This is a genomic window from Enterobacter sp. MGH 38 (genome assembly GCF_000492855.1).
Classification (GTDB): domain Bacteria; phylum Pseudomonadota; class Gammaproteobacteria; order Enterobacterales; family Enterobacteriaceae; genus Enterobacter; species Enterobacter hormaechei_C.
Genome location: NZ_KI535608.1, coordinates 709809 through 732833 on the forward strand (window position 1 = coordinate 709809; position 23025 = coordinate 732833).

Below are 23025 nucleotides of genomic sequence, written 5' to 3' on the forward strand. Positions count from 1 at the left end.
CTATGAGTGAATTTTCCCAGACAGTCCCCGAACTGGTTGCCTGGGCCAGGAAAAACGATTTCTCCATCTCGCTGCCGGTAGACAGACTCTCATTCCTGCTGGCGGTTGCGACGCTAAACGGCGAACGCCTGGATGGCGAAATGAGTGAAGGCGAACTGGTGGATGCGTTCCGCCACGTCAGTGATGCGTTTGAGCAAACCAGCGAAACCATTAGCGTGCGTGCCAACAACGCAATCAATGATATGGTGCGTCAACGTCTGCTGAACCGCTTTACCAGCGAGCAGGCGGAAGGAAACGCCATCTATCGTCTTACGCCACTGGGCATTGGCATTACCGACTATTACATCCGCCAGCGCGAATTTTCCACGCTGCGTCTCTCCATGCAGCTCTCTATTGTTGCAGGTGAGCTGAAGCGTGCCGCCGACGCGGCTGATGAAAACGGTGACGAATTCCACTGGCATCGCAACGTTTACGCGCCGCTGAAATACTCGGTCGCCGAGATTTTCGACAGTATCGATCTGACTCAACGTCTGATGGACGAACAGCAGCAGCAGGTGAAAGACGATATCGCTCAACTGCTTAATAAAGACTGGCGTGCGGCTATCTCCAGCTGTGAACTCTTGCTGTCAGAAACGTCCGGTACGCTGCGTGAGTTGCAGGATACGCTGGAGGCGGCGGGGGATAAGCTACAGGCCAATCTGCTGCGCATCCAGGACGCGACAATGGCGCACGACGATCTGCATTTTATCGACCGTCTGGTGTTTGATTTGCAGAGCAAGCTTGACCGCATTATCAGCTGGGGCCAGCAGTCAATCGACCTGTGGATCGGTTACGACCGCCACGTGCATAAATTTATCCGTACCGCCATCGATATGGATAAGAATCGCGTCTTTGCTCAACGTCTGCGCCAGTCGGTACAGACCTATTTCGATGCGCCGTGGGCGCTGACCCACGCCAACGCCGATCGTCTGCTGGATATGCGCGACGAAGAGATGGCGCTGCGCGATGAAGAGGTCACCGGTGAACTGCCGCCGGATCTGGAATACGAAGAATTTAACGAAATTCGCGAGCAGCTTGCGGCGATGATCGAAGAACAGCTCGCTGTCTACAAAACCAGACAAGCACCGCTGGATCTTGGCCTCGTGGTACGCGACTATCTGGCGCAGTATCCGCGCGCGCGCCACTTCGATGTTGCCCGCATTGTTGTAGACCAGGCGGTGCGCCTGGGCATCGCACAAGCCGATTTCACCGGACTGCCGCCGAAGTGGCAGCCGATTAACGATTACGGAGCCAAGGTACAGGCGCATGTCATTGACAAATATTGAACAAGTGATGCCAGTTAAGCTGGCACAGGCGCTGGCGAATCCGTTGTTTCCGGCGCTGGACAGCCAGCTGCGTGCCGGTCGTCACATTGGCCTTGACGAGCTGGATAATCACGCCTTTTTGATGGACTTTCAGGAGTACCTGGAAGAGTTTTACGCTCGCTATAACGTTGAGCTGATCCGCGCGCCGGAAGGGTTTTTCTACCTGCGTCCGCGCTCTACCACGCTTATTCCGCGCTCGGTGCTTTCCGAACTGGATATGATGGTCGGCAAAATTCTCTGCTACCTCTATCTCAGCCCGGAACGTCTGGCGAATGAAGGGATCTTCACCCAGCAGGAGCTTTACGATGAGCTGCTGTCGCTGGCGGATGAAAGCAAGCTGCTCAAGCTGGTGAATAACCGCTCAACGGGGTCCGATCTGGACCGTCAGAAATTACAGGAAAAAGTTCGCTCATCCCTTAACCGTCTGCGCCGTCTGGGAATGGTCTGGTTCATGGGTCACGACAGCAGCAAGTTCCGCATCACCGAATCGGTCTTCCGTTTTGGCGCCGACGTGCGTGCGGGTGATGATGCGCGTGAAGCGCAGCTGCGCATGATCCGTGACGGTGAAGCGATGCCGGTGGAAAACCATTTGCAGCTCAATGACGAGCACGAAGAGAATCAGCCGGATAGCGGGGAGGAAGAGTAATGATTGAACGCGGTAAATTTCGCTCACTGACGCTGATTAACTGGAACGGCTTCTTTGCCCGAACCTTCGATCTGGATGAACTGGTGACAACGCTCTCCGGCGGTAACGGGGCGGGTAAATCCACCACCATGGCGGCCTTCGTGACGGCGCTGATACCTGACCTGACCCTGCTGCACTTCCGTAACACCACTGAAGCGGGCGCCACGAGCGGCTCTCGTGATAAAGGTCTGCACGGTAAGCTGAAAGCGGGCGTTTGTTATTCAGTGCTGGACGTGATCAACTCCCGCCATCAGCGCGTGGTTGTAGGCGTGCGTCTGCAACAGGTTGCCGGCCGCGATCGTAAAGTAGATATCAAACCGTTTGCGATCCAGGGGCTGCCTACCTCCGTACAGCCAACCGCGCTGCTGACGGAAACCCTGAATGAACGTCAGGCGCGCGTCCTGACGCTCCAGGAGCTGAAAGACAAGCTGGAAGCCATCGAAGGCGTACAGTTTAAGCAGTTTAATTCCATTACCGACTACCACTCTCTGATGTTCGATCTCGGCGTGGTAGCCCGTCGTCTGCGCAGCGCGTCAGATCGTAGTAAATACTACCGTCTGATTGAAGCCTCCCTGTACGGCGGTATCTCCAGCGCCATTACCCGCTCCCTGCGCGACTACCTGTTGCCGGAAAACAGCGGCGTGCGTAAGGCCTTCCAGGATATGGAAGCCGCGCTGCGTGAAAACCGCATGACGCTGGAAGCGATTCGCGTTACGCAGTCTGACCGGGACCTGTTTAAACACCTGATCAGCGAAGCCACCAACTACGTGGCGGCGGACTATATGCGCCACGCCAACGAGCGCCGTATTCATCTCGATCAGGCGCTGGAGTATCGCCGCGAGCTGTTTACCTCCCGCAAACAGCTGGTGGCCGAGCAGTATAAGCATGTCGAAATGGCGCGCGAACTGGGCGAGCACAATGGTGCTGAAGGGGATCTGGAAGCCGATTACCAGGCGGCCAGCGATCATCTAAATCTGGTGCAGACCGCGCTGCGTCAGCAGGAAAAAATCGAGCGCTACGAAGCCGATCTTGATGAGCTGCAAATTCGTCTTGAAGAGCAAAATGAAGTGGTGGCCGAAGCTGCCGAATTGCAGGAAGAGAACGAAGCCCGCGCGGAAGCCGCCGAGCTGGAAGTGGATGAGCTGAAAAGCCAGCTCGCTGACTACCAGCAGGCGCTGGACGTGCAGCAGACGCGTGCGATTCAGTACAACCAGGCGTTGCAGGCGTTGCAGCGTGCCAAAGAGCTGTGCCATCTGCCGGACCTGACCCCGGAAAGCGCTGACGAATGGCTGGATACCTTCCAGGCCAAAGAGCAGGAAGCCACTGAGAAACTGCTTTCTCTCGATCAGAAAATGAGCGTGGCGCAAACGGCGCATAGCCAGTTTGAGCAGGCGTACCAGCTGGTGGTGGCGATTAACGGTCCGCTGGCGCGTAACGAAGCGTGGGACGTTGCCCGTGAGCTGCTGCGCGACGGCGTCAATCAGCGCCATCTGGCCGAGCAGGTGCAGCCGCTGCGCATGCGCCTGAACGAGCTGGAACAGCGTCTGCGTGAACAGCAGGAAGCCGAGCGTCTGCTGGCGGAATTCTGCAAGCGTCAGGGTAAAAATTACGATTTCGACGAGCTTGAGGCCCTGCATCAGGAACTGGAAGCGCGTATTGCGGCCCTGTCCGATACCGTATCGAATGCCAGCGAACAGCGCATGACGCTGCGCCAGGAGCTGGAACAGCTTCAGTCCCGTTCGAAGACGCTCTTACAGCGTGCGCCGATCTGGCTGGCTGCACAAAGCAGCCTGAACCAGCTCAGCGAACAGTGTGGCCAGGAGTTTGCCTCCAGCCAGGACGTCACCGAATACATGCAACAGCTGCTGGAGCGTGAGCGTGAAGCGATTGTTGAGCGTGACGAAGTGGGCGCGCGCAAGCGTGACGTCGATGAAGAAATCGAGCGTTTAAGCCAGCCTGGCGGCTCAGAAGATCCGCGTCTGAATGCCTTAGCCGAGCGTTTCGGCGGCGTGCTGTTGTCTGAAATTTACGACGATGTTGGTCTGGACGATGCGCCGTACTTCTCCGCGCTGTACGGTCCATCCCGTAACGCGATTGTGGTGCCGGATCTGTCGCTGATTTCTGACCAGCTTGCAGGGCTGGAAGACTGCCCGGAAGATCTCTACCTCATCGAAGGAGATCCGCAGTCGTTTGATGACAGCGTATTCAGCGTTGACGAGCTGGAAAAAGCGGTGGTGGTGAAAATCGCCGATCGCCAGTGGCGCTATTCGCGCTTCCCGGAACTGCCGCTGTTTGGCCGCGCCGCGCGTGAAAGCCGCATTGAAAGCCTGCATGCCGAGCGCGAAACGCTTTCTGAACGTTTTGCGACCCTCTCGTTTGATGTACAAAAAACGCAGCGTCTGCATCAGGCGTTCAGCCGCTTTATCGGCAGCCATCTGGGCGTGGCCTTTGAGCCCGATCCGGAAGCCGAAATTCGCAAGCTCAACACCCGCCGCGGTGAGCTGGAGCGTGCGCTGGCTAGCCATGAAAATGACAACCAGCAGAGCCGCGTCCAGTTCGAGCAGGCGAAAGAGGGCGTTGCGGCGCTTAACCGCATTCTGCCGCGCCTGAACCTGCTGGCGGACGATACGCTCGCCGACCGCGTGGATGAAATTCAGGAACGACTGGACGAGGCGCAGGAAGCCGCGCGCTTTGTGCAGCAGCACGGCAATCAGCTGGCGAAGCTGGAGCCGATGGTTTCCGTTCTCCAGAGCGACCCGGAACAGTTTGAACAGTTAAAAGAGGATTACGCCTGGTCACAGCAGGTGCAGCGCGAAGCGCGTCAGCAGGCGTTTGCCCTGACGGAAGTGGTGCAACGTCGTGCGCACTTCGGCTACTCCGATTCAGCAGAAATGCTGAGCGGGAACAGCGATCTTAATGAAAAGCTGCGCCAGCGCCTTGAGCAGGCGGAAGCGGAACGTACGCGCGCGCGCGAAGCGATGCGTACTCACGCCGCACAGCTGAGCCAGTACAGTCAGGTGATGGCGTCGTTGAAAAGCTCCTTCGACACCAAGAAAGAGCTGTTAAACGACCTGCATAAAGAGTTGCAGGACATTGGCGTGCGCGCCGACAGCGGTGCAGAAGAGCGGGCACGTATTCGCCGCGATGAGCTGCATGCTCAGCTCAGCAACAACCGTGCGCGTCGTAATCAGCTGGAAAAAGCGCTGACCTTCTGTGAAGCGGAGATGGACAACCTGACGCGTCGCCTGCGCAAGCTGGAACGTGACTATCACGAGATGCGCGAGCAGGTTGTGACCGCGAAGGCGGGCTGGTGCGCGGTGATGCGCATGGTGAAAGACAACAACGTGGAGCGTCGTCTGCACCGCCGCGAGCTGGCGTATCTGTCGGCCGATGAACTGCGTTCTATGTCGGATAAGGCGCTGGGCGCGCTGCGTCTGGCGGTGGCGGATAACGAACACCTGCGCGACGTGCTGCGCATGTCCGAAGATCCGAAGCGTCCTGAGCGCAAAATCCAGTTCTTCGTGGCGGTGTATCAGCACTTGCGCGAGCGTATCCGTCAGGACATCATCCGTACCGACGATCCGGTTGAAGCGATCGAACAGATGGAGATCGAGCTGGGCCGTCTGACGGAAGAGCTGACCTCCCGCGAGCAAAAGCTGGCAATCAGCTCCCGCAGCGTGGCGAATATTATTCGTAAAACCATTCAGCGCGAGCAGAACCGTATCCGTCAGCTGAACCAGGGCCTGCAAAGCGTGTCGTTTGGCCAGGTCAACAGCGTGAGGCTGAACGTGAACGTGCGTGAGGCGCACTCCACGCTGCTGGACGTGTTGTCTGAACAGCATGAGCAGCACCAGGATCTGTTCAACAGTAACCGCCTGACCTTCTCCGAAGCGCTGGCGAAGCTGTATCAGCGTCTGAATCCGCAGATTGACATGGGCCAGCGTACGCCGCAAACCATCGGCGAGGAGCTGCTGGACTACCGCAACTATCTGGAAATGGAAGTTGAGGTTAACCGTGGCTCAGACGGCTGGCTGCGCGCGGAATCCGGTGCGCTCTCTACCGGTGAAGCCATCGGTACCGGTATGTCGATTCTGGTGATGGTGGTGCAGAGCTGGGAAGATGAAGCGCGCCGTCTGCGCGGCAAAGACATCTCTCCATGTCGTCTGCTGTTCCTCGATGAAGCCGCGCGTCTCGACGCCCGCTCCATCGCCACGCTGTTTGAGCTTTGCGAGCGACTCGATATGCAGCTCATCATCGCGGCGCCGGAAAACATCAGTCCGGAAAAAGGGACAACCTATAAGCTGGTGCGTAAGGTGTTCCAGAACAGTGAACACGTGCACGTCGTGGGCCTGCGTGGTTTCGCCCCGCAGCCACCGGAGTCATTACCGGGCACGGCTGACGCCTCTTAACCTGGGGTGCGACAAATAGCGGCGCTCATGCGCCGCTTTTTTTATTCACTTAACTTGTGTTCAGGGCTGCGTTATCTTTAAACTTCTTTACATAAGGCAAGGCAGCAGCGTGTATGCCTTTCTATACTGAAGGAAAGCTCCAGAATACTGGGCATGTCGTGAAAAACAGGGGGCAAGGGATGTTGCTTAAGAAGAATCGTGGTCGTCAGCTGTCTGCGCTGAGTTTGTGCCTGACAGTGATGTTTGCTCCACTGTTTACCGCTCAGGCCGATGAGCCTGAAATTGTACCGACTGACAGCTCCGCGACGATGGGCGCGCAGCCGACGTCGCTGTCACAACCGCTGGATCAGTCTCCGGCGACGGCCATCATGGCCGGCATTAAACCACTGCCGGAAGGCATCGATACTGGATCATTACGTCAGCAGCTTATGACCGGGCTGCCCTCGGGCTATACTCCCGCTTATATTAACCAGCTCACGCTGCTTTACGCTGCGCGCGATATGAAACCGATGTGGGAAAATCGCGAGGCGGTACGTGCCTTCCAGCAGCAGCTGGCTGAAGTGGCGATTGCAGGTTTTCAGCCGCAGTTCACGACCTGGGTTGAACTCCTGACCGATCCTGCCGTGACCGGACAAGCGCGTGACGTGGTGCTGTCTGATGCCATGATGGGCTACTTACAATTTGTTGCGGGGATTTCGGTGAACGGCAACCGCTGGTTATACAGCAGTAAGCCGTACAAGCTGGCGACGCCTGCGCTGTCCGTCATTAACCAGTGGCAGCTGTCGCTGGATAACGGCGAACTGCCGCGCTTTATCGCAAGCCTTGCGCCTGCCCATCCGCAGTATGCCACGATGCATCAGTCGCTTCTTGAGCTGGTTGCGGATTCCCGCCCGTGGCCTCAGCTACGCGGCACCACAACGCTGCGTCCGGGGCAGTGGAGCAGCGATGTGCCTGCGATCCGCGAAATTATGAAACGCTCCGGCATTCTCGACAGCGGCCCTAAAATTGCACTGCCCGGTGACGAGACGCAAAATGCGGTCGTCAGCCCGTCGGCGCCGGTAAAAGAGAAAACCGCCGTTGCGTTGAGCAATAAGCCCGCCGCTTACGATCGCGAGCTGGTCGCCGCAGTGAAGCAGTTCCAGGCCGCGCAGGGGCTGGGCGCTGACGGCGTGATTGGTCCATCTACTCGCGACTGGCTGAACGTCTCTCCGGCCCAGCGGGCTGGAGTGCTGGCGTTGAATATCCAGCGCTTGCGCTTGCTGCCGGGCACGTTATCCACCGGCATTATGGTCAACATTCCGGCGTACTCCCTGGTCTACTATCAGGACGGTAGTGAAGTACTGGCGTCCCGCGTGATTGTCGGCCGACCTGACCGTAAAACGCCAATGATGAGCAGCGCGCTGAATAACGTGGTGGTTAACCCGCCGTGGAACGTGCCGCCGACGCTGGCGCGCAAAGATATTCTGCCTAAGGTCTGGAATGACCCGGGTTATCTGGAGCGACATAACTATACGGTGATGCGTGGCTGGAACAGCAAAGAAGCGATTGACCCCTGGATGGTGGACTGGTCAACGATTACGCCTTCGAACCTGCCGTTCCGTTTCCAGCAGGCACCGGGCGCACATAACTCGCTGGGACGTTACAAATTCAATATGCCAAGTTCGGACGCAATCTATCTGCATGATACCCCGAACCATAATTTGTTCCAGAAAGACGCACGCGCGCTCAGCTCGGGCTGTGTCCGCGTGAACAAGGCCTCTGAGCTGGCAAATATGCTGTTGCAGGATGCAGGCTGGAACGATACGCGGATATCAGATGCGCTGAAGCAGGGAGATACGCGTTACGTCAATATCCGCCACAATATTCCGGTCAATCTTTACTATCTGACGGCGTTTGTAGGGGCAGACGGACGTACCCAGTATCGTACAGATATTTACAATTATGATCTGACAGCGCGATCCGGCGCACAAATTTTGCCAAAAGCGGAACAATTAATCAGGTAAATGAAGTAGTTCGGTAAAAATGATTGTCGTAAGTTATGGTGAATATGAGGCGATCTGGCTCCAAGCCGCGTATTTACTGGGGTTGGGCGCCTTGACGTAACAGGTTTTGCCAGTTATGGTGCCCTTCGTGCGCTAAGCATATTGACAATTTCTTTTACCTGTAGACCTGATTATCATGGACAAATTTGACGCTAATCGCCGCAAATTGCTGGCGTTAGGTGGCGTTGCGCTGGGCGCAGCAGCCATCCTTCCGACGCCAGCATTTGCCACCCTCTCGACACCTCGTCCGCGTATTTTAACGCTCAACAATCTGCATACTGGTGAGACGCTTAAAGCGGAATTTTTCGATGGCAGAGGCTATATTCAGGATGAATTAGCAAGACTCAACCATTTTTTCCGTGATTTCCGCGCGAATAAAATCAAAGCCATCGACCCTGGATTATTCGATCAGCTTTACCGCTTGCAGGGACTGCTGGGGACCAAAAGGCCGGTGCAGCTCATCTCTGGCTATCGCTCTCTGGATACCAACAATGAACTGCGTGCCCACAGCCGTGGGGTAGCGAAAAAAAGCTATCACACCAAAGGGCAGGCGATGGATTTCCATATTGAGGGCGTTTCGTTAGCCAATATTCGCAAAGCGGCGTTATCTATGCGCGCAGGTGGTGTAGGATACTACCCACGTAGCAACTTTGTGCATATTGATACCGGGCCGGTTCGGCACTGGTAATAACGAAACACAGGAGCAGTATGAACTATCGTATTATTCCGGTTACCGCGTTCTCACAGAACTGTTCATTGATCTGGTGTGAACAAACTAAACTGGCCGCGCTTGTTGATCCCGGTGGCGACGCTGAGACAATCAAGCAGGAAGTCGCTGCCAGCGGTGTAACGCTGATGCAGATTTTACTCACCCATGGCCATCTCGACCATGTGGGTGCAGCGGCTGAACTGGCTGAACACTACGGTGTGCCGATTATCGGCCCGGAAAAAGAAGATGAGTTCTGGCTACAGGGATTACCTGCTCAAAGCCGTATGTTTGGCCTGGAAGACTGTCAGCCACTGACACCGGACCGCTGGCTGAACGAAGACGATCGCGTTAACGTAGGGAATGTAACTTTACAGGTGTTGCATTGCCCCGGACATACGCCCGGCCATATTGTCTTCTTTGATGACGTGTCGCGTCTGCTGATTTCCGGTGACGTGATTTTCAAAGGGGGCGTAGGACGCAGTGATTTCCCACGCGGCGATCACGGTCAGCTGATTCAGTCGATTAAGCAGAAGTTATTACCGTTAGGTGATGATGTGACGTTTATCCCTGGACACGGACCAATGTCAACGCTGGGGGATGAGCGGTTGCATAACCCGTTCCTTCAGGATGAAATGCCTGTCTGGTAAACCCGGTAAAATAAAAAAGCCTGCACGATGCAGGCTTTTTTTTAGGGATGCAGGTTACAGCACCGCGACAATGGCTTCGCACAGCGGCGCCATGTTGTCAGGCGTCATACCTGCAACGTTCACGCGGCCAGATGCAACGGCATACACGCCAAACTCTTCACGCAGGCGCAGCACCTGCTCTTTGGTCAGGCCGCTGAAGGAGAACATGCCGTTCTGCTTGATGATGAAGCTGAAGTCACGGTCAGCGCCTTTCTCAGCCAGCGTGTTCACAAACAGCAGACGCATGCGCTGAATGCGCTGACGCATATCGTTCAGCTCTTGCTCCCAGATGGCGCGCAGCGCATCGTTGCTCAGGATCGTCGCGACCACAGACGCACCGTGTGCCGGTGGGTTGGAGTAGTTAGCGCGGATCACGGACTTCATCTGGCTGAATGCGCGATCGACGGTTGCTTCGTCAGCAGCCACCAGCGTACAGGCGCCGACACGCTCGTTATACAGACCAAAGTTCTTGGAATAGGAGCTTGCGACTATCAACTCTTGATGCACGGCGGCGAATGCGCGCAGACCTTCTGCATCTTCTTCCAGACCACGGGCAAAGCCCTGGTAAGCGAAGTCAAACAGCGGCAGCCAGCCTTTTTCAACGGACAGCTTAGCCAGCTGTTCCCACTGCTCAAGCGTAGGATCGATACCGGTTGGGTTATGGCAGCAGCCGTGGAACAGCACCACATCGCCCGCCTGGGCTTCGCTCAGGCTGGCCAGCAGGCCGTCGAAATCCAGCGCGTGGCTGGCTGCGTCGTAGTAGGCGTATTCACGCACTTCCAGACCCGCAGAATTAAACACGCTCTTATGGTTCGGCCAGCTTGGATTGCTTACCCACACACGCTTCACAGAAGTGTTTTTCGCCAGGAAATCTGCCGCCACGCGCAGTGCGCCGGTACCGCCTGGGGTCTGCGCCGTGCGGGCGCGTTTTTCGCTCACAATGGTGCTGCCTTTGCCGAACAGCAGCTCCTGGGTGCAGCGACCAAATTCAGGGATACCATCAATACCGAGGTAGTTTTTGGTGGTTTCGTTTTCCAGCAGATACTGCTCAGCTTTTTTGACGCTGGTCAGTACCGGAGTTTTGCCGGTTTCATCTTTATATACACCAATACCCAGGTTGATTTTTCCAGGGCGGTCGTCGGCGCGAAACAGATCGGCCAGGCCCAGAATTGGGTCGGCAGGAGCGGCAGTAATGTTCTCAAACATGACGAAGTTCCATTGTGATTACAGAAGTGAAATCCGCTATCAGGTTAACGGTAGATTTACAAAATGCCAACCGTTTGCGACGAAAAGCGTGCGGCTTTTCAAAAGTCGCTATTATTTTCTCTCAGGAATAAAAAAACAGGGCCGAAGCCCTGTTCATTAAGCATATAACAACGAGGTGTGCTGATTAGAACTGGTAAACCAGACCCAGAGCCACGATATCGTCGTTGTTGATGCCCAGCTTGTTGTCGTCTTTCAGCTGGTTGATCTGATAGTCAACATAGGTAGACATGTTTTTGTTGAAGTAGTATGTCGCACCAACGTCGATGTAGTTGATGTAGTCTTCGTCACCGATACCTTCTACGTCTTTCGCTTTAGATTTGTAGTAAGCGATGGATGGACGCAGACCGAAGTCGAACTGGTACTGAGCGACGACAGAGAAGTCCTGAGACTTGTTAGCGAAACCACGGCTGCCCAGACGCGCTGCGTTACGCATTTCGCCATAAATAGCTGCCAGGTAGATGTTGTTCGCGTCATATTTCAGACCGGTTGCCCACTGTTCAGCTTTGTCACCTTTACCCCATTCCAGCGTCTGCTGGTTGTTGGTACGGTCAGCTGCACCATAAGCACCCACAATGCCGAAGCCTTCGAAATCATAGCTCAGTGAGGTTGCCCAGCCGTCGCCGTTGGAACGTACTGCATCAGTACGCTCGTTTTTGCCCAGGTACTGAACACCAAAGTTCAGACCGTCAACCAGGCCGAAGAAGTTGCTGTTACGGTAAGTCGCCAGACCACCCGTACGGCCTGCGAAGAAGTTATCGCTCGCGCCGGTGTCGCCGCCGAACTCAGGCAGCATATCGGTGATGCCGATTGCGTCATAGACCAGGCCGTAGTTACGACCGTAGTCGAAGGAGCCTGCGTCACCAAATTTCAGACCTGCGAATGCCAGACGGGTTTTGTTGCCGTTCTGTGCATCGCCACCTTCAGAGTTGTTACCCTGGAAGTTGTATTCCCACTGACCGTAGCCAGTCAGCTGATCGTTGATCTGAGTTTCACCTTTGAAGCCCAGACGCGCGTAAGTGTTGTCGCCATCGTTGCTGTCATTATCGGAGAAGTAATGCAGGCCGACTGCTTTCCCGTAAAGATCTAATTTGTTGCCGTCTTTGTTATAGATTTCAGCAGCGTTTGCTGCACCGGCTACCAGCAGGGCAGGGACTACCACTGCCAGGATATTGCGCTTCATCATTATTTATTACCCTCATTGGTTTTTTTATGACACTCGCCACTGCCGTCAATAAATTCTGTCAATAAATATTTCCGGAACTATTGATGAGAGTTAGGTGTCTTTATGTGTCTGACAGGCATCTTTCCATTCATAGAACCGTTTCGCTACACTGAAAGTGCTACAATCTTCAAGATTCAGTTACCAAAAGAAAATATATGTAACTAAATATGTATTTTTGGGAACTTTGTGAAGCACCTCAAACTTCAGCGCTTTCTGGTGAATTAAACCTCCGCTTTATTCTTATATATATGATTTCCTTATGTTTAATTTAGCTAAAGGCCTTTCGTATAAACAGAAGTTAAACGGCTCATTTTTTCTTATAATCGACAAAAGCCATCCAGATGGCTGTGAGGGTGGTTGTTTTTTGTGCTATTGCGTAAGGATTGTATTAAGCGCCATAAAAATGGGGTTATTTTTTTATCTCAGGATATTTCGTGGAAACAAAACGTAACAGGTAGAGGTAATCGCGGGGTTGTGGTTTAAAGACGCTTACTTTTGACTGACGAAAACTGACATTGCAGGATAAAATAATGGCCAGCATTTGCTGGCCATTAAGGATTTGGTCGGTTAGAAACTTGCGTTACGCGGTGTGCGTGGGAACGGAATCACATCACGTACGTTCTGAACACCTGTTACGTAAGCAATCAGACGTTCAAAGCCAAGGCCAAAGCCGGAGTGCGGGACGGTGCCGTAGCGACGGAGATCGCGATACCAGCTGTAGTCCGCCGGGTTCAGACCCATCTCCTGCATACGCGCGTCCAGCACATCCAGTCGCTCTTCACGCTGGGAGCCACCGATAATCTCACCGATGCCCGGCGCCAGCACGTCCATCGCGGCAACGGTTTTACCGTCTTCGTTAAGGCGCATATAGAACGCCTTAATGTCTTTCGGATAATTTTTCACCACAACCGGTGCTTTGAAGTGCTTCTCTGCCAGATAACGTTCGTGCTCGGAGGAGAGATCCACACCCCAGTAAACCGGGTTTTCGAATTTCTCACCGCATTTTTCCAGGATAGCGACCGCGTCGGTGTAATCCACCTGCGCGAAGTCTGCGGAGACGAAGCGCTCAAGACGGGCGATGGCGTCGTTATCGACACGCTCAGCGAAGAATTTCATGTCGTCTGCGCGCTCTTCGAGAACCGCTTTGAACACGTATTTCAGCATCGCTTCTGCCAGGCCAGCCACGTCATTCAGATCGGCAAAGGCCACTTCCGGCTCCAGCATCCAGAATTCCGCCAGGTGACGGCTGGTGTTGGAGTTTTCCGCACGGAAGGTTGGGCCGAAGGTATAGATCTTAGACAGCGCACAGGCGTAGGTTTCGCCGTTCAGCTGGCCAGAAACCGTCAGGAAGGCTTCTTTACCAAAGAAGTCTTTGTCGTAATCCACTTTACCTTCCGGCGTACGCGGCAGGTTTTCCATATCCAGCGTTGAAACGCGGAACATTTCACCTGCGCCTTCGGTATCGGATGCCGTGATCAGCGGAGTAGAAACCCAGAAGTAACCCTGCTCGTCAAAGAAGCGATGCAGCGCCTGCGCCAGCGTATGACGCACGCGGGCAACCGCACCAATCAGGTTGGTGCGCGGACGCAGGTGCGCAACTTCACGCAGATATTCGATGCTGTGACGCTTTGCAGCCATCGGATAGGTGTCCGGATCTTCAACCCAGCCGGTCACTTCCACCGAGGTCGCCTGAATTTCGTAGCTCTGACCCTGGCCCGGAGAGGCCACCACAACACCGGTGACGATCACGGAACAGCCGGTTGTCAGGTGCAGAACGTCATCATTGTAATTGGGCAGAGAATTATTAATGACGGCCTGTACAGGATCAAAGCAGGAACCGTCATAGACGGCGAGGAAGGAGATGCCAGCTTTAGAATCTCGGCGAGTACGCACCCATCCGCGCACGGTGACCTCCTGGTCAACGGCGACACGGCCCTGGAGTACGTCGGCTACAGGCACAACGCTCATAATATTCTCTCTGTTAATAGTCGGAAAAAATAAACACTTGTCCGCCCTTATAGGGGGGATATCTATGTTACCTGCCATCCGCTATCAGACAAGTAAATTTCACCGTCTTGAGAGAAGAAATAAGAAATAAATAAGAGAAGGGGAGCCATGAAGGCTCCCCCGAAGCCGTTAACTGGCTTTTTTAACCTGAGGCAGATCGAAGGCTTTACGTAATGCGCGGACAAACGCTTTGTCATGGCAGATGGTTTTGCCAGGGCTGTCGGAGAGCTTCGCGACCGGCTTACCGTTACATTCCACCAGTTTTATGACGATGTTCAGCGGTTTCACCTGAGGGATATCACAGGTTAACCGCGTACCAATCCCGAAACTCAGGTTCACCCGCGATGAGAAATGGCGATAAAGGTCGACGGCTTTTGCCAGATCAAGGTTATCGGAGAAGACCAGCACCTTACTCATTGGGTCGATACCCAGCTTTTCGTAATGGGCGATGGCTTTCTCACCCCATTCAACCGGGTCCCCGGAATCATGGCGTAACCCCTGGTAGCGTTCGGCAAACTCAGGGCCAAAGTCGCGCAGGAACGCGTCCATGGTAATGCAGTCGGTAAGGGCAATACCCAGCCGATCCGGGTATTCCTCTAGCCACGCGGCGAGGGCGGCGCGCTGGCTGTTGGCAAGGTCAGGGCTGATCTGCTGGTGCGCCTGGAACCATTCGTGCGCCTGGGTGCCCATCGGCGTTAAATCAAGGCGACGTGCCAGATCGTAGTTACTGGTGCCAACGAACCACGGCTCCTGTTGCAGACGTCTGACAATGGCTTCCTGAACCTCGCGAGAGAAGCGGCGGCGCGTGCCAAAGTCCATCAGACGGAAGCGGGACATATCCAGCCCTTCGGTCAGTCTGGAAAACTCAACGAGTTTATTCTCCAGAGCGGCGACCGCCTGCGTCACACCGGTTTCAGGGGAGCGATAGCGGTGGGCCAGCTCGCTGATCACGGCCAGAAGCGGCACTTCCCACATGATCACCTCGCGCCACGGGCCGGTCAGACGAATGTCCAGCTTGCCGTTATCATTGGTGACGGTGACCTGTTCCGGCTTATAGCGGAACTCACGCAGCCAGTTCAGATAGTCCGCTTTGAAGAAAGGCAGGCCTGAAAGCCACTGATATTCGTCATCGGTGAGCGCCAGATGCTGCATGGCCTCGACCTGTTCACGAATGGAATCTGCGTAGATACCCAGCAAGTCGTCACCCCGGCAGCGAAATTCCGCCGCAACATGGACATCATGATAGTGGTGAAACACGGCTTGCTGCATATGCAGCTTGTACGCGTCGGTATCCAGCAACGTATGCAGAACCGGAGAAGCGAATTGAGTCATAGGTGCGCTGTAGCATCCTCTCACGGGAGCGTTTAGTACAATAAACAACTCCGGAGTATACCCTGTTTAGTGATTTATTGAACCCCGATCACAACATAAGCACACTTTATGGTCGAGAGCATTTCGTGCCCCGTGTTATAAAAATGTAGCTAAAAAGGGCGTTGTGCCTGAAAAGATGAACATTCTGCATAGCGCGTTTTACACAACAGGAATATATTGAATCGTTACTCGACAAACGATGCATAAGGTTTTCTATGACACAACAGCCACAAGCTAAATACCGCCACGACTACCGTGCGCCGGAATACCTGATAAGCGATATCGATCTGACTTTCGACCTGGATGCCACAAAAACCGTCGTGACGGCGGTAAGCCAGGTGACGCGCCAGAGCGCGACAGCCGTGCCGCTGCGTCTGGATGGTGAAGACCTGACGCTGGTTTCCCTGCATATTAACGATGAAGCCTGGTCAGACTATAAAGAAGAAGGCAACCAGCTGGTCATCGACAACCTGCCGGAACGCTTTACCCTGCGCATCGTGAATGAAATTAGCCCTGCCGCCAATACCGCGCTGGAAGGGCTTTACCAGTCAGGCGTAGCCCTGTGTACCCAGTGTGAAGCCGAAGGTTTCCGCCACATTACCTGGTATCTTGATCGCCCGGACGTCCTGGCGCGCTTTACCACCAAAATTATTGCCGACAAAACGCTGTACCCGTACCTGCTCTCCAACGGCAACCGGATTGGCGAGGGGGAAATGGAGAATGGCCGTCACTGGGTACAGTGGCAGGATCCGTTCCCGAAACCCTGCTATCTGTTTGCGCTGGTGGCGGGAGATTTCGATGTTCTTCGCGACACCTTTAAAACGCGCTCTGGCCGTGAAGTCGCGCTGGAGCTGTTCGTGGATCGTGGCAACCTTGACCGCGCACCGTGGGCAATGACCTCTCTCATCAACTCCATGAAGTGGGATGAAACGCGCTTTGGTCTCGAATATGACCTCGATATCTATATGATTGTTGCTGTCGATTTCTTCAACATGGGCGCGATGGAGAATAAAGGTCTTAACATCTTTAACTCCAAATACGTGCTGGCGCGTACCGATACCGCCACGGATAAAGATTACCTCGATATCGAACGCGTTATCGGCCACGAATATTTTCACAACTGGACCGGGAACCGCGTCACCTGTCGCGACTGGTTCCAGCTGAGCCTGAAAGAGGGCTTAACCGTCTTCCGCGATCAGGAGTTCAGCTCCGATCTGGGATCGCGGGCGGTGAACCGCATCAACAACGTGCGCACTATGCGTGGTCTGCAATTTGCAGAAGATGCCAGCCCAATGGCCCACCCGATCCGCCCGGATAAAGTCATTGAGATGAATAACTTCTACACCCTGACGGTGTATGAAAAAGGCGCTGAAATTATCCGCATGATCCACACCCTGCTGGGCGAAGAGAATTTCCAGAAAGGGATGCAGCTTTACTTCGAGCGTCACGACGGCAGTGCGGCCACCTGCGACGATTTTGTTCAGGCGATGGAAGACGCCTCTAACGTGGATCTGTCTCATTTCCGCCGCTGGTACAGCCAGGCCGGTACGCCGATTGTGACGGTCAAAGACGACTACAACCCGGAAACCGAGCAGTACACGCTGACCATCAGCCAGCGCACACCGCCAACGGCGGAGCAGGAAGAGAAACATCCGCTGCACATTCCGTTCAGCGTTGAGCTGTACGACAACGAAGGCAATGTGATCCCGTTACAGAAGGGCGGTCACCCGGTGCATAACGTGCTGAACGTGACCCAGGCAGAGCAGACCTTTATCTTCGATAACGTCTATTTCCAGCCCGTTCCCGCCCTGCTGTGCGAATTCTCCGCGCCGGTGAAACTCGAATACAAGTGGAGCGATCAGCAGCTGACGTTCCTGATGCGTCACGCGCGCAACGATTTCTCGCGCTGGGATGCGGCACAAAGTCTGCTGGCGACCTACATCAAGCTGAACGTCAACCGTTACCAGCAGGGCCAGCCGTTGACGCTGCCGGTTCATGTGGCAGACGCGTTCCGTGCCATCCTGCTGGATGAGAACATTGACCCGGCGCTGGCGGCTGAAATTTTAACGCTGCCGTCTGCGACTGAAATCGCCGAGCTGTTTGACATCATTGATCCGATTGCCATCGTCGCCGTGCGTGAAGCGCTGACCCGCACGCTGGCGACCGAACTGGCAGATGAGTTCCTCGCCATTTACAACGCCAACAAGCTGGACGCGTATCGGGTGGAACATGCGGATATCGGTAAACGTTCCCTGCGCAATACCTGCCTGCGCTATCTGGCGTTTGGTGAGGCAGAGCTGGCGAACACGCTGGTCAGCAAGCAGTACCACGAAGCCGATAACATGACCGATGCGCTGGCCGCGCTGGCTGCAAGCGTTGCCGCCGAGCTGCCGTGCCGCGATGCGCTGATGCAGGAGTACGACGACAAGTGGTATCAGGATGGTCTGGTGATGGACAAGTGGTTCATCCTTCAGGCCACCAGTCCGGCAGCCGATGTACTCAGCAAAGTACGTAGCCTGCTGAAGCACCGTTCGTTCACCATGAGCAACCCGAACCGCGTCCGCTCTCTGATTGGTGCCTTCGCCAGCAGCAACCCAGCCGCGTTCCATGCCGAAGACGGCAGCGGTTATCAGTTCATGGTTGAAATGCTGACCGAGCTGAACAGCCGTAACCCGCAGGTGGCGTCTCGTCTGATTGAGCCGCTGATCCGCCTGAAACGTTACGATGCGCAGCGTCAGGCGAAAATGCGCGCCGCGCTTGAGCAGCTGAAAGGGCTGGAAAATCTGTCTGGCGATCTGTACGAGAAGATTGCTAAGGCCTTAGCGTAATAAAAAATTGCCCGGTGGGCAGGTAAAAGCAAAACGGCAACCTCGGTTGCCGTTTTTTAGTTTTTTCTCCCTCTCCCTGTGGGAGAGGGCCGGGGTGCGGGCATCAGGCATTAGCTTTAATCAACACCCGTTCACTTACCCCACGCTTCATCACCCGATCCAGCACTTCGGCTTCCAGCTCCCCCAGTCGGGCCGATCCCACGCGGCGAGGACGCGGAATATCTACCGTCAGATCCAGACCAATTTTACCTTCTTCTATTAACAGCACCCTGTCTGCCATTGCCACGGCTTCACTGACATCATGCGTCACCAGCAGCACCGTAAAGCCGTGCGTCTGCCATAGGGTTTCAATCAGATCCTGCATTTCGATCCGCGTCAGGGCATCAAGCGCGCCGAGCGGTTCATCAAGCAGCAGCAGGCCGGGACGATGAATCAGCGCGCGTGCCAGCGCTACGCGCTGCTTTTGTCCACCCGACAGGGCCGCAGGCCACTCTCCCGCGCGATTCTCCAGCCCTACCGCAGCGAGTGCCTGCCGGGCGTCCTCCCGCCAGCTGCCCTTCAGGCCCAGCCCGACGTTATCCATCACCGTTTTCCACGGCAGCAGACGCGCATCCTGAAACATCATGCGCGTATCATCCTGAATCGTGGCCAGCGGCGTAGTGCCTGCCAGAATGTCACCGCTGTTTGGCGCTTCCAGCCCGGCTAAAAGACGCAGCAGGGTACTCTTGCCGCCACCGCTGCGGCCGACAACGGCAACAAACTGTCCGGCAGGAATATGCAGATCCAGTGCATTCAGAATGGTGTTGTCGCCGTAGCGTTTGGTCACGCCGTTCAGCAGTAACGGTGTTCCCTGGTTCAGTCGTGCAGTATTCATGCTTTCGCCTCCTGAGCGGTGTAGGCCGGGTTCCAGCGCAGCCAGCTACGTTCCAGCCACTGGGCGCTGACGTCCGCAAGTTTGCCGAGCAGGGCATAAAGGATAATGGCAACCACCACCACGTCCGTTTGCAGGAACTCGCGGGCGTTCATCGCCAGATAACCAATGCCGGAGTTAGCCGAAATGGTTTCCGCCACGATCAGGGTTAGCCACATCAGGCCGAGCGCAAAACGCACCCCAACCATAATGGAGGGCAGGGCGCCCGGCAGGATCACATGGGTAAACAGGGCAAAACCTGACAGGCCATAGCTGCGGGCCATCTCAACCAGACCGCGATCGATATTGCGGATCCCATGCCAGGTATTGATATAAATCGGGAATAACGTTCCCAGCGCCACGAGGAAAATTTTGGCGCTCTCATCAATGCCAAACCACAAAATAACCAGTGGGATAAGCGCCAGATGCGGCACGTTACGCAGCATCTGAACGGAGGTATCCAGCAGCCGCTCACCCCAGCGGGACAGGCCGCTGATCAGCCCCAGCATCAGGCCGATGCTTCCGCCAATCGAAAAGCCGATTACCGCGCGCCAGGAGCTGATGGCAAGATGTTGCCACAGCTCACCGCTGGCGCTGAGCGACCAGAACGCTTCCACAACGCCCTCCGGAGAGGGCAAAATGCGGCTCGACAGCCAGCCAGTTGAAGACGCCAGTTGCCAGACGAGGACAATGCCGACGGGCAGAAACCACGGCGCGGCGCGCAGTAGCCATTTTTGTGCGGTTGCAGACATGGTGGCTCCTTAGCTTTGCGCGACTTTTCTCGGGATAAACGCGTTCGCCACGGCTTCGCCCTGTAACTGAAGCTGGCGTGGCTGCGGAATTTCCGGGATAGCGACATCCAGGTGCGGGAACAGCAGTTCACCCACCTTGTACGCCTCCTCCAGATGCGGGTAGCCAGACAGGATAAAGCTGTCGATCCCCAGCGCCGCGTATTCATTAATGCGTGCCGCTACGGTTGGGCCGTCGCCGACCAGCGCCGTGCCGGCGCCGCCGCGCACCAGACCCACCCCGGCCCACAGGTTCGGGCTGATCTCAAGATTTTCACGCTTGCCGTTGTGCAGGGAGGCCATCCGGTGCTGGCCCACGGAGTCGGTTTTGGCAAACGCCGCCTGTGCTTTAGCGATAGTATCGTCGTCCAGATGAGCGATCAGACGGTCGGCGGCTTGCCAGGCCTCGTCGTTGGTTTCGCGGACGATCACGTGCAGGCGAATACCAAAGCGCACCGTACGGCCATGTTCTGCGGCTTTAGCGCGTACCTGAGCAATTTTCTCTTTCACCAGCTCCGGTGGCTCGCCCCAGGTCAGATAGAGATCGACCTGCTCAGCCGCCAGCTCCTGCGCCACGTCCGACGATCCGCCAAAATAGAGGGGAGGGCGCGGCTGCTGTAACGGCGGGAAGTAGAGCTGCGCATCGCGAACGTGGATATGTTTCCCTTCGAAGGTGACGGTTTCCCCTTCCAGCAGACGTCGCCAGACGCGGGTGAACTCTGCGGAGGCTTCATAGCGTTCGGTATGATCGAGGAAAACGCCATCCCCCGCCAGCTCCTGCGGATCGCTGCCCGTCACAAGGTTGAACAGCGCACGGCCGTTGGAAAGCCTGTCCAGCGTTGCCGCCTGACGCGCCGCGACGGTGGGCGACACCACGCTCGGGCGCAAGGCTACCAGGAATTTCAGGCGGTGGGTGACGGGGATCATTGACGCGGCAACCAGCCACGCATCCTCACATGAACGGCCCGTCGGGATCAGCACCCCGGTAAAACCGATGCGGTCTGCCGCCTGGGCGATCTGCTGTAGGTAGCCGTGATCGACCGGGCGGGCGCCTTCTTCTGTGCCAAGATAGTGTCCATCACCGTGGGTGGGTAAAAACCAGAAAAGATTCAGACTCATGATTTTTTTCCTTCAATGCCAGCGGGTTGCCAGATGCGTTCGCGAATATTCACCTGCTTTGGAACCAGGCGGTTTTGATAAAAGAGGTCTGCCGTTTGCTGCTGGAGAGCGGCAACGTGGGCGTCAACCGGTGCTATGGTGGTGGGAGGACGGTGGTCAAGATAGGTGGCGATCACCGGTTCAGGCAGGCCCATGGTTTTTGCCAGCAGCGTGATGCTCTGCTGACGCTGGCTTTGGGTCAGCGCATCGGCCTGAGAGAAGGTATCCAGCACCTGCTGAATAAAGGCGCCATTTTTCTCAGCGTAAGGACGTGCCGCCAGGTAGAACGAACCGGTCTGCTTCAGGGTGGTGCCGTCTTTCAGCACCCGCACACCGCCCTGCAACAGTGCGGCGGAGTAGTACGGATCCCAGATAGCCCAGGCATCAACATTTTTTTGCTGAAACGCCGCGCGCGCATCGGCAGGCGTCAGGTAAACGGGCTGGATATCGGTGAATTTTAGGCCGGCCTCCTGCAACGCGCGCAGCAGCAGGTTGTGCGAGCTTGAACCTTTCTGGAAAGCAACCTTATGGCCTTTGAGGTCGGCGACGCTTTTGATCTCGCTGTTTTCGGGCACCAAAATAACCTCTGCCTTCGGCTTGGCGGGCTCAACGCCAACGTAAACCAGATCCGCCCCGGCAGCCTGCGCAAAGATCGGCGGGATATCGCCGGTGCTGCCTAAATCAATACTCCCGACGTTCAGCGCCTCCAGCATCTGTGGTCCGGCAGGGAACTCGACCCATGAGAATTTGGTCTCCGGGAAACGCTTCTCCAGCAACGCATGGCTTTTCGCCAGCACCATGCTGACGCTGCCTTTCTGATAACCGATACGCAGGCTCTCCGGCGCTTTCACCGTCGCCTGAGCCAGCGACGCCACTGCCAGCAGACCTGCCAGCCCGATACGGGTAACTGTTTTAAACATGCGCCACTCCTTGTGATTGATGAAATGCCGCCGCGTGGCGATCCCGACGGTTCAGGGCGTGCCAGAAGGTTTCAAGCGCGCTGTCGAGGCGGGTTTGCAGATTCGGCGTGAAATGCGGTTTATGCTGGTAGTCGATTACCTGTGAGTCGTCAGCGAAGACGCCATGCAGGATCTCCTGTGCTTTCAGCGCGTTCAGAACCGGCTTGAGGGCATAATCCACCGCCAGTAAATGGGCTACCGTACCGCCTGTGGCCAGCGGCAGGACGACCTTACCGTCCAGCGCACGTTCGGGCAGCAGATCGAGGAGCGTTTTCAGTGCGCCGGAAAAAGAAGCTTTATAAATCGGTGTCGCGACGACCAGCCCGTCAGCACTCTTAAGCTGTTCGATCAGGGTTTTCAGCGCCGGGCTGTCGAAACGGGCGTAGAGCAGATCTTCAGGCGCGAAATTGTGCAAATTCCAGTGACACACTTCGACATCCAGAGCATTAAGCTTTTCGCGAGCGTATTCCAGCAGTGCGCTGGAGCGAGAGGGGAAGCGGGGGCTTCCGGCCAGGGTAATGACGCGCATGGTTGCTCCTTATAACTAATTGTTTGCTTTTATCTAACATTCATAACAATTTTCAGGAGTGTGACATTGCGTGGTTATTCCACTAAATGATT

The 23025-nt window shown here is 55.7% G+C and carries 16 protein-coding genes; 7 read left to right on the forward strand and 9 right to left on the reverse strand.

All coding sequences use genetic code 11. The features are described from left to right. Positions 1–2 precede the first annotated feature (2 nt). From mukF to L384_RS07995, 6 genes are all read left to right on the forward strand, one after another. Positions 3–1325, forward strand: a complete 1323-nt coding sequence (gene mukF, locus L384_RS08020) for a chromosome partition protein MukF (protein WP_003858210.1) — start codon at positions 3–5, stop codon at positions 1323–1325. Further along, positions 1306–2010 carry a chromosome partition protein MukE gene (mukE, locus tag L384_RS08015; RefSeq protein WP_003858208.1) on the forward strand — a complete coding sequence of 235 codons (705 nt, stop codon included), beginning with the start codon at positions 1306–1308 and terminating at the stop codon, positions 2008–2010. The genes mukF and mukE overlap by 20 nt, the downstream gene beginning before the upstream one ends. After that, a complete protein-coding gene (mukB, locus tag L384_RS08010) occupies positions 2010–6458 on the forward strand; it encodes a chromosome partition protein MukB (protein ID WP_003858206.1) in 4449 nt (1482 codons plus the stop codon). Before mukE ends, mukB begins: the two co-directional genes overlap by 1 nt. Positions 6459–6637: 179 nt before the next feature. Continuing rightward, entirely contained in the window at positions 6638–8461 is a 1824-nt protein-coding gene (gene ldtD, locus L384_RS08005) for a L,D-transpeptidase (RefSeq protein WP_003858203.1), read from the forward strand. A gap of 175 nt (positions 8462–8636) precedes the next feature. After that, positions 8637–9188: a peptidoglycan L,D-endopeptidase MepK gene (locus tag L384_RS08000; RefSeq protein ID WP_003858202.1), complete on the forward strand. Its 552-nt coding sequence runs from the start codon at positions 8637–8639 to the stop codon at positions 9186–9188. 20 nt (positions 9189–9208) lie between these two features. Then, positions 9209–9856 carry an MBL fold metallo-hydrolase gene (locus tag L384_RS07995; protein ID WP_003858200.1) on the forward strand — a complete coding sequence of 216 codons (648 nt, stop codon included), beginning with the start codon at positions 9209–9211 and terminating at the stop codon, positions 9854–9856. Positions 9857–9910: 54 nt separating this feature from the next. Here the strand turns inward: L384_RS07995 and L384_RS07990 are convergent, their stop codons facing one another. From L384_RS07990 to pncB, 4 genes are all read right to left on the reverse strand, one after another. Next, complete coding sequence (locus L384_RS07990) at positions 9911–11101, reverse strand: amino acid aminotransferase (protein ID WP_003858198.1); 1191 nt, start codon at positions 11099–11101, stop codon at positions 9911–9913. Positions 11102–11285: 184 nt separating this feature from the next. Then, positions 11286–12344: a porin OmpF gene (gene ompF / locus L384_RS07985; RefSeq protein WP_023324410.1), complete on the reverse strand. Its 1059-nt coding sequence runs from the start codon at positions 12342–12344 to the stop codon at positions 11286–11288. 606 nt (positions 12345–12950) lie between these two features. Next, entirely contained in the window at positions 12951–14351 is a 1401-nt protein-coding gene (gene asnS / locus L384_RS07980; protein ID WP_003858191.1) for an asparagine--tRNA ligase, read from the reverse strand. 168 nt (positions 14352–14519) lie between these two features. Next, positions 14520–15722 (reverse strand): nicotinate phosphoribosyltransferase, encoded by a 1203-nt coding sequence (gene pncB / locus L384_RS07975; RefSeq protein WP_003858188.1) that lies wholly within the window; start codon positions 15720–15722, stop codon positions 14520–14522. Between the two features lie 254 nt (positions 15723–15976). On the opposite strand from pncB, the gene pepN reads away from it, so the two are divergent. Then, entirely contained in the window at positions 15977–18589 is a 2613-nt protein-coding gene (gene pepN / locus L384_RS07970) for an aminopeptidase N (RefSeq protein ID WP_022650731.1), read from the forward strand. Between the two features lie 103 nt (positions 18590–18692). Here pepN and ssuB read toward each other — a convergent pair whose 3' ends face one another. The 5 genes from ssuB to ssuE are packed head-to-tail and all read right to left on the reverse strand — an operon-like array spanning position 18693 to position 22933. Beyond that, the gene (gene ssuB, locus L384_RS07965; RefSeq protein WP_023324411.1) at positions 18693–19463 is read right to left on the reverse strand and encodes an aliphatic sulfonates ABC transporter ATP-binding protein; all 771 of its coding nucleotides are present in this window, start codon (positions 19461–19463) and stop codon (positions 18693–18695) included. Continuing rightward, positions 19460–20251, reverse strand: a complete 792-nt coding sequence (gene ssuC / locus L384_RS07960; protein ID WP_023324412.1) for an aliphatic sulfonate ABC transporter permease SsuC — start codon at positions 20249–20251, stop codon at positions 19460–19462. Before ssuC ends, ssuB begins: the two co-directional genes overlap by 4 nt. A 9-nt stretch (positions 20252–20260) precedes the next feature. Next, a complete protein-coding gene (ssuD, locus tag L384_RS07955) occupies positions 20261–21406 on the reverse strand; it encodes an FMNH2-dependent alkanesulfonate monooxygenase (RefSeq protein ID WP_023324413.1) in 1146 nt (381 codons plus the stop codon). Next, positions 21403–22365 (reverse strand): sulfonate ABC transporter substrate-binding protein, encoded by a 963-nt coding sequence (locus tag L384_RS07950; RefSeq protein WP_023315761.1) that lies wholly within the window; start codon positions 22363–22365, stop codon positions 21403–21405. The genes ssuD and L384_RS07950 overlap by 4 nt, the downstream gene beginning before the upstream one ends. After that, positions 22358–22933, reverse strand: coding sequence for an NADPH-dependent FMN reductase (ssuE, locus tag L384_RS07945; RefSeq protein WP_003858180.1), 576 nt, complete (start codon positions 22931–22933; stop codon positions 22358–22360). The genes L384_RS07950 and ssuE overlap by 8 nt, the downstream gene beginning before the upstream one ends. Between the last annotated feature and the right edge of the window lie 92 nt (positions 22934–23025).